This is a genomic window from Rhodococcus aetherivorans, assembly GCF_011058165.1.
In the GTDB taxonomy this organism is placed as follows: Bacteria; Actinomycetota; Actinomycetes; order Mycobacteriales; family Mycobacteriaceae; genus Rhodococcus; species Rhodococcus aetherivorans.
Genome location: NZ_JAALEG010000049.1, coordinates 1 through 11,948, shown reverse-complemented (window position 1 = coordinate 11,948; position 11,948 = coordinate 1). Strand labels below are relative to the sequence as shown.

The following is an 11,948-nucleotide window of genomic DNA, read 5'->3' as shown; positions in this document are numbered from 1 at the left end:
AATAAAGTCTGCAATCAATGCGCGCGAAGCGCCCCGGTGCGCGACCGGCTCAGCGGCGCGCTCGGCCCGCCGGTTCGGCTACGTCGTCCTCGAGCAGCTCCGCCTGTCCGGCGACCACCCCCGTGAGGATGGCGCGGGCGACGCCCAGCAGTTCCGCGACCCGCGGCGACGTCAGCGCGTACGTCACCGACAGCCCCTCCCGGCGCGCGGTGACCAGGCCTGCGCGCCGGAGGATCGCCAGTTGCTGGGAGAGATTGGCGGGTTCGATCCCCACCTCGGGCAACATCTCGGAGACGGCATGCTCGCGCTCGCTGAGCAGCTCGAGGACGCGGATGCGCGCCGGATGTCCGAGCGTCTTGAAGAAGTCGGCCTTCATCCGATAGAGGGGCTGACGCGCCTGCGCGACCATCACCGTTCCCGTCGTCCGAGCCACCGCCGGCGGGCGATGCCGTTACTTGCGTAGTTTAGCAATCAAAGAGGTAGGGTGTGCGTGACATGCGACACACCGGACACCGACACCGTCGGCACCCGGCGCGGTTCGGGAACGCGCCGCACGCCCGAGCCGGGCGAGGCTCGCGGACATCTGCGCGGGCGAGACCCGCGGAAGCCGCACGCGACGCAGGTACGCGGTGTCGGTCACCGCGGACCAGTCGCACGTCTGGCTCACCGCAGCGCCCCCGGTCGTCCCGGTGAAGGACCACTCCCACCGGATGCCGAGCGGCGGCGTGTCCGGGTTGGCCGGCAGCCACGCCAGCAGCCGGTCGGGTTCGAACGCCACCACGTGGTTGACCACCGGATACGCGCTGCGCCCGGGCAAGTGCACCTGCGCGGAGAAGCGCTGGCCGACGGCGGTGATCGGGGGCTGCCCCGCGGGCACCTGCACCGTGCCCGAGCCGTCGATCTCGCTGTGCCGCAGCGGGTCCCGCATCACCCCGAACAGCGCCGCGGCCGACACCGGTATCGTGGCCTCGACCCGGACCGATGTCGTCGTGCGCACCACGCGCACCCCGGCCCCACCGATGTCGCCGACCCCTGCCGCTTCTCCCCCATCGTTCACGCCGCACATCGTGCCACCTCGGCGCGCAATCGTTGCGCGGCGTCCGGAGCGTGATCCGGGTCGAACGCGCATATCGCGCCGGGCGGCGGGGTATGCGTGCAAAGGTGGAACCGCCACCGATCACGGGAGGAAGCACATGATTGTCCGCAGAATTGCCCGCCCCATGCTCGCGTCGGTCTTCGTCGCCGGGGGCATCGACGCGCTGAGAGACTCGTCCACCAAGGCGGCGGCAGCGCAGCCGGGACTCGACCGGGCGGTGGGCATGCTGCCCGACACGGTGACGCAGAAGCTCCCGGACTCGGTGAGCGAGAAGCTCACGAACGATCCGGAGACACTCGTGCGGATCAACGCCGCCGTGCAGATCGGGGCGGGTGCGCTGCTCGCGGTCGGGAAGGCACCGCGGCTGGCGGCTCTTGCCCTGGCCACCACGCTCGTGCCCACGACGGTGGCGGGTCACGACTTCTGGAACGTCGAGGATGCGGAGGCCCGGGCCATCCAGCGCACCCAGTTCCTCAAGAACGTCAGCCTGCTCGGCGGGCTGATCATCACCGCGGTGGACACCGAAGGCAAGCCGTCGCTGGGGTGGCGCGGACGGCGGGCCGCACGGCGCGCCCAGGAGGCCGTCGCCGGTGTCCTGCCTCATCAGGACGACGGCGCGGGCGAAGCGGTCACCGAGAGCCTGCACAAGGTGGCCGAGCGGGTCCGGGTCCTGTCGGAGGAGGCAGCGGAGGTGGCCGGCACCGCCCGTGAGCGTGGAAGCCACCTGCTGGGCGTTGCCCGCGAGCGCGGACCCGAGCTCGCCGAGGTCGCCCGCGAGCGCGGCACGCACCTGCTCGACGTCGCCCGCGAACGCGGCCCCGAACTCGCCGACGTCGCCCGCGAACGCGGCACCGAACTGCTCGACGTCGCCCGCGAACGCGGCCCCGAACTCGCCGACGTCGCCCGCGAACGCGGCACCGAACTGCTCGACGTCGCCCGCGAACGCGGCCCCGAACTCGCCGAGGTCGCCCGGGAACGGAGTTCGCTGCTGTGGGGCACGGCCCGTGAGCGCGGCCCGGAGCTGGCGAAGGTCGCCCGCGAGCGGGCGCTGACGGCGGAGGAGCGTTCCCTGTTGCTGGCGCAGCAGGCCCGTCACCGCGCCGAGGAGGCCCTCACCCGCGCCCGCCTGCAGTTGCAGCGCTGACAGCACGGTCCCGCACCCGGCGATTCTGCGCGGGTGCGGGACCGCCACTAGACTTCTTGGGCACTTCGTGGCGGCGCACCCGCCGCCCGTCCGACCCCGAGGAGACCCCTTGCCGGCCGATGGCCTGTCCCACCCCGACCAAGAGCGTGAGCAGGTCTACCTGTCGATGCTGTACGGCCACCTCGACTCCATGCGGGCCTACGCCAAGACCCGGCTGAGCCGGGTGCTGCTCGACACCGGCGGCACTCCGCAGGCCCGCAGCGAGCGGGAGTCCTTCACGCAGCTGTACACGGAGGACATCGCGAAATACGACGCGGCCGAGCACGGGCTGTGCTTCGGCCGGATCGACGTGCGCGACGGCGAGGACGGCGACGGGACCGAGGTGCGGTACATCGGCCGCATCGGCATCCTCGACGAGGCGAACGACTACGAGCCGCTGCTGCTGGACTGGCGGGCGCCGTTGGCCCGGCCGTTCTATCTGGCGACGCCGGCGGCGCCGGAGGGCGTGACGCGGCGCCGGCACATCCGGTCGCGCAGCCGCGCGATCACCGCGCTCAACGACGAGTACCTCGATCTCGACGCGGCCCAGGCGCACGACGCCACCGTCTCGGCGGGGGGTGTCGCCGGCGAGACGGCGCTGCTGGCCGCACTGAACGCCGCGCGGACCGGGCAGATGCACGACATCGTCGCGACGATCCAGGCCGAGCAGGACGCGATCATCCGGTCCGAGCACAAGAGCGTGCTCGTCGTCCAGGGCGGCCCGGGCACCGGGAAGACCGCGGTGGCCCTGCACCGGGCGGCGTTCCTGCTGTACACGTACCGTCGGCAGCTCGCGAAGAGCGGTGTGCTCATCGTCGGACCGAACTCGACGTTCCTGGACTACATCGGGCAGGTGCTGCCGTCCCTCGGCGAGACCGGCGTGTTGCTGTCCACGATCGGTGACCTGTACCCCGGGGTGCGCGCGAGCGTCGAGGATTCCCTCGAGGCAGGCGCCATCAAGGGCTCGCTCGACATGATCGAGGTGCTGAAGAAGGCGGTGCGGGACCGTCAGGAGATCCCGACGACGCCGATCCCCCTGGTCTTCGACACCTACCGGCTGACCCTCGACCGCAAGACGGTCACGCGGGCGCGGGGCCGGGCCCGGTCGTCGCGCCGGCCGCACAACCTGGCTCGCCCGATCTTCGTCTCCGCGGTGGTGGACGCGCTCGCCGACCAGCTCGCGTCGATCATCGGTGCGAATCTGGTCGACGGCGGAAACCTGTTGAGCCGGGACGACATCGACGACATCCGGGCCGAGATGCGGGCGGACCGCGACATCACGGCGGCGATCGACTCGCTGTGGCCGCAGCTGAGCCCGCAGCAGGTGCTCGCGGAGCTGTTCGCGTCCCGGGAGCGGCTCGCGTCGGCGGCGCCGGAACTCGACGAGGACCAGCGCGCCCTGCTGCTGCGCCCCTCGGCGACGCGGGTGTTCAGCGCCGCGGACGCGCCACTGCTCGACGAACTCGCCGAGTTGCTCGGCGTCGACGACGCGGCCGAGCGGGAGCGCGTCGCGCGGCAGTGGCGCAAGCAGATCGCCGACGCGCAGGGCGCCCTGGACATCCTGACGGGGTCGGCCCCGCAGGATCTCGAGGACGAGCTGGATCCGGAGATCCTGATGGCGTACGACCTGATCGACGCCGACCAGCTCGCGCAGCGACAGAGCCGCTCGAGCCACGAGACCACGGCCGAACGGGCCGCCGGGGACCGGACCTGGACGTACGGGCACGTGATCGTCGACGAGGCGCAGGAGCTGTCCGAGATGGCCTGGCGGATGCTGATGCGGCGCATCCCGAACCGTTGGATGACCCTGGTCGGCGACACCGCGCAGACCGGGGATCCGGCCGGCAGCTCGTCCTGGCAGCGGATCCTGGAGCCGTACGTGGCCAACCGGTGGAAGAAGGCCGAGCTGACCGTCAACTACCGCACGCCCGCGGAGATCATGGAGATCGCACATGCGGTCCTCGCCGAGATCGATCCGCACCAGGTGCCGCCCCGCTCGGTGCGCGAGTCCGGGTTCACACCGTGGGTCCGGAACGTCGACGCGGACGGCCTTCTCGAAGCCGTGCACGGCGCCCTCGCGGCCGAGGACGGCCCGGGCCTCACGGCGGTGATCGTGCCGCACGATCTCGCGGCGCAGTGGGCGCATCTGCGGTCGGATTCGGTGCGGGTGTCCACCGTGAAGGACGTCAAGGGACTGGAATTCGATTCGGTGCTGCTGGTGGAGCCGACCGCCATCGTGGCGGAGTCGCCTCGCGGGCTCAACGACCTGTACGTGGCGCTCACCCGCGCCACCCAACGGCTCGGGGTGCTGCACACCGGGGAACTGCCCGAGGCACTGGCGGCGCTGGTGGCGCCGGCCCGGCTGTGACAGGTCACCGATGTGCCGTTTCACCGCCTGCGCCGTTCGGCCGGGCGGTATGTTGCGGACGAACGTGCGACCGGTCGGAGCGGGAGGCGGGGCGGTGAGAGCGGTGTGGCCTCGGGGGCGCTGGGCGCGCATCCTGGCAGGGTTCGGGGTCCTCGCCACCACCGCGGGTTGTGCGGGGACCGCGGCCTCGGAGGACTCCGCGGCCGCCATCCCGGTCACGGTCCCGATGGCGGCCGCACCGGTCGAGGCGGAGGCGCTGGACGGGCCGGCCCTGCGGTTCAAGCAGGCCCTGGCCGAGGCCGGGCTGGCCGCCGGGGTGCCCGACGAGACGCTGGTGGCACTGGTCCGGGGGACGTGTGCCCAGCTGGCCGCCGGCCTGCCGGAAGAACAGATCCTCGGCTCGGTCCGGTCCGTCGCGGCCTTCGCGGCGTCCGTCTCGCGGACGGCGTTGCAGGGCGACGACGCCGCCCGGTTCTACGTGGGTGCCGCCCGCGAGACCTACTGCTGATCGACGCGTCAGCGGACGGTGTGCACGATGAGCACGTCCGAGGTCGACTTGCGGGCCAGATCCGAGGGTACGGAGCCGAGCAACCGGCCGGTGAGGGTGTTCAGGCCCCGGTTGCCCACGACGAGCAGGTCCGCCTCCACCTCGTCGACCAGTTCGAGGAGCGAGTCGACGGGAGCCCCGACGACGGCCCGTTCGAGGACGTTCTTGGCGCCGGCTGCGTGGGCCTTCTCCCGGGCGGTGCGCAGGATGTCGTAGGTGGGCGCCGATCCGGTCACCTGGTAGGCGTCCTCACCGAGCACGTCGGCGGCGCGGGCGCTGTCCTTCGGATCCACCGGGTAGTAGGCGCACGCGATGACGAGACGGGCCTCGGCGTCACCGGCGAGAGCTGCTGCCTTCTCGACGGCGCGGTACGACGACTCGGAACCGTCGGTTCCGACGACTACGGTCCGGTAGGCGCTCATGCATTCCTCCATGAAATTGGTCGGGTTTCGCCGGCGGGCGACCGTCGTTGCGTCCCCCTTCCGACTGCTGCGTCGACAGTAGCGGCCGACCGGACGGGGTTGACGGCCTTTGGGGTGGATCCCACAGGGCCCGCCGCCGTGCGCTCGACGCCACTGACGACCGTTGACGTTACCGTGCGTCACCGTAACGCGGGCCGAACATCTGCGCGGGGAACACGCCGGACTCCACGATGGCGTCCCGCCACGGCAGCGCGAGCTCCGTCAGCCGGTCGGCCTTGTCTTCGCCCAGCGCCGCCCACGGCACCGCCGCGAGGTCGTCGGTCAGGTCCTCGACGAGTTCGCGGACCTCGAAGCCCTCGTCCGTGAGCGCACCGGAGCGGTCGAGCAGTCCGCGCGAGCGCAGCGCCGTCTCCGCGTCGGCCCACTCCTCCTTGCTCCAGCCGCGGCGCGCGCGGGCGAAGTCCTCGCTGAACCCGATCCCCGCGGCGGTGTGGGTGACGAGGGCCTCGATCCCGGTCAGGCCGGCGGTCTGCAACGCCGCGACGTGCCCGTCGCCCCGGTATTCGCGCAGCAGGGTCAGCGCGTGCCACAGGATCAGGTGCGGGGCGTCCGGCCACGGCAGGTCGGCGTGCCCCGCGTACAGCGGCCGGCCCTCCGGTCCCGGGACGGCCCGGGCGGCGCTCGCGGCGAGGTCCGCCGCCTCGCGCATCTCCGGCGAGTCCAGCACCTCGGGCCCGAGGATTCGGGCCAGCGACTCGTCGATGCCGCGCAGCCGGGCGGCCACGACGGCCTCCGGGGTGGCGAGCCGCCAGGCGTGCGGGATCGCGGACGCGACGAGACGGGGACTGAAGTTGTAGAAGGTGGCGGTCACGACGCCCGCCCCGACCGCGCCGAGCGCGGCGGAACGCGCCGCGAAGTACCGCATCCGGCCGGCCTCGAGGCCGGTGTCGCCGAGCGCGGCGTCGACTTCGGGGGCGAAGTACCCGACGGAGTGGATCAGTTCGAGGGCACGGGCGATGCGGCCGGCAGACTGTGGGTCCATGCCGCAGACGCTACGCGAGGCCGGCGGCGTCCATCCCGCGCAGTTCCTTCTTCAGGTCGGCGATCTCGTCGCGCAACCGCCCGGCCAGTTCGAACTGCAGCTCGCGGGCCGCGTTCATCATCTGGTCGGTCAGTTCCTGCACGAGGTCCGCGAGTTCGGCCCGGGGCATGGACTTCACGTCGCGGCCCTCGTAGACGCCGGCGCTCACGGCGCGACCGGATTCCCCCTGGGCGCGGCGGCCGCGGGAGGCGTTGCGGCCCGAGCCCCCGACCTCCACGGTGTCGTCGGCCTCCTCGTAGACCTGGTCGAGGATGTCGGCGATCTTCTTGCGCAGCGGCTGCGGGTCGATGCCGTGCTCGCGGTTGTACGCGATCTGCTTCTCGCGGCGCCGCTCGGTCTCCTCGATGGCACGCGCCATCGAGTCGGTGACCTTGTCGGCGTACATGTGGACCTCGCCGGAGACGTTGCGGGCGGCCCGGCCGATGGTCTGGATGAGGCTGGTGGTCGAGCGCAGGAACCCCTCCTTGTCGGCGTCGAGGATCGCCACGAGCGAGACCTCGGGTAGGTCGAGGCCCTCGCGGAGGAGGTTGATGCCGACGAGGACGTCGTACTCGCCGAGCCGCAGCTGCCGGAGCAGCTCGACGCGCCGGAGGGTGTCGATGTCCGAGTGCAGGTAGCGCACCCGGATGCCGAGCTCGAGCAGGTAGTCGGTGAGATCCTCGGACATCTTCTTGGTGAGGGTGGTGACGAGCACCCGCTCGTCCCGGTCGGCGCGCTCGCGGATCTCGTGTACCAGGTCGTCGATCTGGCCCTTGGTGGGCTTGACGACGACCTTCGGGTCCACCAGTCCGGTCGGCCGGATGACCTGTTCGACGAACTCGCCGCCGGCCTGCCCGAGCTCGTACGGGCCGGGGGTGGCCGACAGGTACACGGTCTGGCCGATGCGGGCGGCGAACTCCTCCCAGGTCAACGGGCGGTTGTCGACGGCCGAGGGCAGCCGGAACCCGAATTCGACGAGGTTGCGCTTGCGCGACATGTCCCCCTCGTACATGGCGCCGATCTGCGGGACGGTGACGTGGGACTCGTCGATGACCAGCAGGAAGTCCTCCGGGAAGTAGTCGATCAGGGTGGCCGGCGCGGAACCGGCGGGACGGCCGTCGATGTGCCTCGAGTAGTTCTCGATGCCGGAGCAGAACCCGACCTGGCGGATCATCTCGAGGTCGTACTGGGTGCGCATGCGCAGGCGCTGCGCCTCGAGCAGCTTGCCGCGGTTCTCGAGGTCGGCGAGACGGTCCTCGAGTTCTGCCTCGATGTCGGTCACAGCCCGTTCCATCCGCTCCGGCCCGGCGACGTAGTGGGTGGCGGGGAAGATCCGCAGCGAGTCCACCTTGCGCACCACCTCCCCCGTCAGGGGGTGCAGGTAGTAGAGCGCGTCGATCTCGTCGCCGAAGAACTCGATGCGCACGGCGAGTTCCTCGTACGCGGGGATGATGTCGACGGTGTCGCCCTTGACCCGGAACGAGCCGCGCGTGAACGCCATGTCGTTGCGGGTGTACTGCACGTCCACCAGCAGGCGCAGCAGGGCGTCGCGGGGCACCTCCACCCCGACCTCGAGCGCGATGGAACGGTCCAGGTAGGACTGCGGCGTGCCCAGGCCGTAGATGCACGACACGGACGCGACCACCACGACGTCGCGACGGGAGAGCAGCGCGGAGGTGGCCGAGTGCCGCAGCCGTTCCACGTCGTCGTTGATCGAGGAGTCCTTCTCGATGTACGTGTCGGTCTGCGCGATGTACGCCTCGGGCTGGTAGTAGTCGTAGTACGACACGAAGTACTCGACGGCGTTGTGCGGCAACATCTCCCGCAGCTCGTTGGCGAGCTGCGCGGCGAGGGTCTTGTTCGGCGCCATCACCAGGGTGGGGCGTTGGACCCGCTCGATCAGCCACGCGGTGGTGGCCGACTTGCCGGTGCCCGTGGCACCGAGCAGCACCACGTCCTTCTCCCCCGCCTGCAGGCGGCGCTCGAGTTCGTCGATCGCGGCCGGCTGATCCCCGGCAGGCTTGTGGTCGCTGACCACCTCGAACCGGCCCTCGGCCCGTTCGATCTCCCCCACGGGGCGGAACTCGGAGTGGGCGACAACGGGATGCTCGCTTGCGAACGCCATGGGAACCAGGGTAGGCGGCGGCACCGACAATGCCGATCGGCGGCGGCAGGGACCCGGTGCCTGGCCGCCGGGACACGGAGTCATCCGCCGGGACACGGAGTCATCCGCCGGGACACGGAGTCGTCCGCCGGGCATGATCGGTCGGACCGGCCCGCCCGTCCACCGTCGGCTCTCGTCGGAGCGTCCGCCCGGGAGACCGCGAAATCCAGGGGGTACACGTGAACGCTCGCAACGACCCGAAGCCCGCGGTGGCGCCCCCACCGGACTATCGGGTCCACACCCGGCTGGACCTGAAGAACGACACGCGGGCGGCCGCGGCCGTCCGGACCGTCCTCGTCCTCACCGTCGCCGTGCTCCTCGGCGCGGCAGTGGTCCTGGGCCTGCCGCTGCGGAGCGGGTGGGGCACGGCGCCCACGGTCGTCGTCACCGTCGTGGCGTGCCTCGGCTACCTGGCGGTGCACGAACTGACCCACGGCCTGGTCTCCCGGATCCTCTCCGGCGTGCGCCCGACGTACGCGGTGCGGTTCCCCTTCCTTACGACGGGCAGCGACGCCTGGCTCACGCGGAACGCGGCCGTGACCGTCACGCTCGCCCCCGTGGCGCTGTGGGGCGCGGTCCTGGTGGCCTTGCTGTTCGCCGTGCCCGCCGACTTCGTCCTCACCGTCTTTGTCGTCACGGTGGTGAACTTCGCGGGGTCGGCCGGCGACTACGTCCAGGCCGGCGCGCTGTGGCGGCTGCCCGCCTCCGCGCTCGTGCAGGACAACGGGCACGAGACGACGACGGTGGTGCCGGCCGGGCCGGCGGGCCGGTAGGTCCGGCACCGGCGGGTTTACCGGCCCGGACCGCAGTAACGTTCAGCCCATGCCCGAGGCGAAACTTCACCACGTAAAGGTCGAGACCTTCGATGTGGCCGCGCACACGAACGTCGACCCGAAGGGCATCGTGCGGGAGGTGGAGGTGTACCGGGTCGAGCGGTGGGGCCTGTACATGGCGCGGCCCGCCGACCACCCGCAGTTCGGGTATCTCGAGTCGTGGCTGCTGCCGGACCTCGGCCTGCGCGCGTCGATCTTCCACTTCCGGCCCGGTTTCGAACGCGACCAGGACCGGTACGTCGACGTCGGCGAGTTCTGGTGCGAGGGGAACGTGTGGCACTCGCGCGACCACTACCTCGATCTCGTGGTGCGCACCGGCCGCGACACCGCCGTCGAGGACGTCGACGAACTGCTCGCCGCCGCGGCGGCGGGACTGCTGGATCCGGGGACCGCCGAGCGCGCGGTGCAGCGGGCGTTGCGGGCGGTGGACGGCATCGCCACGCACGGCCACGATCTCGATGCCTGGCTGGCCGCGCTGGCCATGCCGGTCAGCTGGCGCTGAGCGGGTCCCGCCTCGGTCCGGGCGTCAGGCCGACCAGCCGGTCTTCTCTGCCCACTCCCAGGCACGCGTGTAGGCGCCGTCGAACCAGGGGGCCTTCTCCCCGGCGTAGACGGCGGCGGCCTCGGCCGGGTCGTGCCGGGCGGCCGCGTCACGGGCCGCGGCCTGCTTGATCTCGGCGAATTCGGCGACGGCCTCGGGGTTCGCGCGCAACCAGTCCCGCAGCAGCAGGGCGAACTGCTGGCCGGGCCAGCCCTGCACCCGCAGATGCACGTACGCGGGCCGACCGGGGTCGGCGCTGCCGTGCAGGCGCGCGCCCCACACGGCCGGGTCGGTCTCGCCGCCGGCACCGTACGACGGCCGCGGGTCGTCGTGGTCGACGTGGGCGATGCGGGGGAATCCGGCGCCGGCGAGGGGGTCCTCGAGTGCGTCCGCCGCGGCGAGGTCCGGCACGGTGATCTGGAGGTCGAGCACATCGACGGCGGCCAGCCCGGGCACGGCGGTCGAGCCGATGTGGTCGATCCGCACGGCGCCGCCCCCGGCGGCGAGCGCGAGCCGGCCGATCAGCCGCTGCGCCTGCCGGTGCCAGTCCGGATTCGGGTCGCGGAGCACCGGCGCCGGCTGCACGGGGGTGCGGCTGCGCAGGTTCGCCTCGAACGGCACGAGCCGCTCGGTCCACAGGGCGCGCACGGCCGCCGCGAGGGCGTCCCGGTCGCCGTTGTTGTCCAGCCAGACGTCCGCGGCCGCGCGGCGCTGTTCGTCGGTGGCCTGGGCGGCGATGCGGGCACGCGCGTCGCCCTCGGGCATCGCCCGCAGTTCGACCAGGCGGCGCAGGCGCTCGCCGGCGTCGGTGTGCACCACGGCGACGAGATGGAACGCGGGCGCCATGCCGCCCTCGACGAGGAGCGGGATGTCCTGGACGACGATGGCGTCGGCGGGTGCGGCGGCGACCAGTTCGGCGGTGCGCGCCCCCACCCGGGGATGGGTGATCGCGTTGAGCACCGCCCGCGCCTCGTCGCTGGCAAAGGCCTTGGCGGCCAACGCCGGTCGGTTCAGGGATCCGTCCGGCAGCAGGATGTCGTCACCGAAGGCCGCGGCGAGTTCGGCCAGGCCCTCGGTGCCCGGCGCGACGACTTCGCGGGCGATGGTGTCCGCGTCGACGAGCACCGCCCCCAGCGCGACGAGTTCGTGGGAGACGGTGGATTTGCCCGCTCCGATGCCTCCGGTCAGTCCGAGTCTCAGCACGTCGAACAGTGTCGCATCACCGATCCGGGTGCCGGACACCGGTCGGTCGTCACACTGCAGTCACAACGGGGTCACGGACTGGTCGCGACCTGGGATTTCGTCGGCAACACGCCCATCTCACCCGCCTCGCCTGCCCCAGTATCATCGGCGCGTCGGATATCGTCGGACCGAGCGTCCGACCATCGTCATTACCCGCCCCACTCGAAAAGGCACCGCATGCGATCCTCCCCTCAGCTGCCCGGTCGGCATCGCCTCGGCATGGAGAACGGTGTTCACTGCATCCTCATCCCCGAGGTCGCCGCCGCGCTCGCCGAGCACCGGCGTAACTGGTTCACCATGCTGCTCAGCAACGCCCGCCACAGCCAGGCGGCGATCCGCAAGCGCGCCGCCGAACTGCCGGCCCAGTGGGCCAGCACCCCGGCGGTGAGCTGAGCACCTCCGGCATCCGGTCGGCCCCCGGAAAAGGCCGCGGCCCCGCTCCTCGAGGAGCGGGGCCGCGGCCTTTTCCGG

The 11,948-nt window shown here is 71.9% G+C and carries 12 protein-coding genes; 6 read left to right on the top strand and 6 right to left on the bottom strand.

Annotation, left to right across the window (positions count from 1 at the left end):
• Positions 1-49: 49 nt before the first annotated feature.
• Entirely contained in the window at positions 50-409 is a 360-nt protein-coding gene (locus G6039_RS18475) for an ArsR/SmtB family transcription factor (RefSeq protein WP_029543966.1), read from the bottom strand.
• Positions 410-451: 42 nt separating this feature from the next.
• Positions 452-1,057, bottom strand: a complete 606-nt coding sequence (locus G6039_RS18470) for an SRPBCC family protein (RefSeq protein ID WP_231385909.1) — start codon at positions 1,055-1,057, stop codon at positions 452-454.
• A gap of 136 nt (positions 1,058-1,193) precedes the next feature.
• On the opposite strand from G6039_RS18470, the gene G6039_RS18465 reads away from it, so the two are divergent.
• From G6039_RS18465 to G6039_RS18455, 3 genes are all read left to right on the top strand, one after another.
• Complete coding sequence (locus G6039_RS18465) at positions 1,194-2,240, top strand: DoxX family protein (RefSeq protein ID WP_029543972.1); 1,047 nt, start codon at positions 1,194-1,196, stop codon at positions 2,238-2,240.
• A gap of 166 nt (positions 2,241-2,406) precedes the next feature.
• Entirely contained in the window at positions 2,407-4,647 is a 2,241-nt protein-coding gene (locus tag G6039_RS18460) for a HelD family protein (protein WP_144415070.1), read from the top strand.
• A 94-nt stretch (positions 4,648-4,741) separates the two neighbouring features.
• The gene (locus G6039_RS18455; protein ID WP_235194028.1) at positions 4,742-5,155 is read left to right on the top strand and encodes a DUF732 domain-containing protein; all 414 of its coding nucleotides are present in this window, start codon (positions 4,742-4,744) and stop codon (positions 5,153-5,155) included.
• 8 nt (positions 5,156-5,163) lie between these two features.
• Here G6039_RS18455 and G6039_RS18450 read toward each other — a convergent pair whose 3' ends face one another.
• The 3 genes from G6039_RS18450 to uvrB form a co-directional block, all read right to left on the bottom strand.
• Entirely contained in the window at positions 5,164-5,616 is a 453-nt protein-coding gene (locus tag G6039_RS18450; protein WP_006948093.1) for a universal stress protein, read from the bottom strand.
• A gap of 169 nt (positions 5,617-5,785) precedes the next feature.
• Complete coding sequence (locus tag G6039_RS18445) at positions 5,786-6,658, bottom strand: SCO6745 family protein (protein ID WP_006948091.1); 873 nt, start codon at positions 6,656-6,658, stop codon at positions 5,786-5,788.
• A 10-nt stretch (positions 6,659-6,668) separates the two neighbouring features.
• Positions 6,669-8,822, bottom strand: a complete 2,154-nt coding sequence (gene uvrB, locus G6039_RS18440) for an excinuclease ABC subunit UvrB (protein ID WP_029543981.1) — start codon at positions 8,820-8,822, stop codon at positions 6,669-6,671.
• 218 nt (positions 8,823-9,040) lie between these two features.
• Here uvrB and G6039_RS18435 point away from each other — a divergent pair, with 218 nt between their 5' ends.
• Both G6039_RS18435 and G6039_RS18430 read left to right on the top strand, forming a co-directional pair.
• Complete coding sequence (locus G6039_RS18435; protein ID WP_006948084.1) at positions 9,041-9,634, top strand: DUF3267 domain-containing protein; 594 nt, start codon at positions 9,041-9,043, stop codon at positions 9,632-9,634.
• Positions 9,635-9,683: 49 nt separating this feature from the next.
• Positions 9,684-10,196 carry a ribonuclease FAU-1 family protein gene (locus tag G6039_RS18430; protein ID WP_006948072.1) on the top strand — a complete coding sequence of 171 codons (513 nt, stop codon included), beginning with the start codon at positions 9,684-9,686 and terminating at the stop codon, positions 10,194-10,196.
• Positions 10,197-10,220: 24 nt separating this feature from the next.
• Here G6039_RS18430 and coaE read toward each other — a convergent pair whose 3' ends face one another.
• Positions 10,221-11,438: a dephospho-CoA kinase gene (gene coaE / locus G6039_RS18425; protein ID WP_029543986.1), complete on the bottom strand. Its 1,218-nt coding sequence runs from the start codon at positions 11,436-11,438 to the stop codon at positions 10,221-10,223.
• A 216-nt stretch (positions 11,439-11,654) separates the two neighbouring features.
• Here coaE and G6039_RS18420 point away from each other — a divergent pair, with 216 nt between their 5' ends.
• A complete protein-coding gene (locus G6039_RS18420) occupies positions 11,655-11,870 on the top strand; it encodes a hypothetical protein (RefSeq protein WP_006948069.1) in 216 nt (71 codons plus the stop codon).
• Positions 11,871-11,948 lie beyond the last annotated feature (78 nt).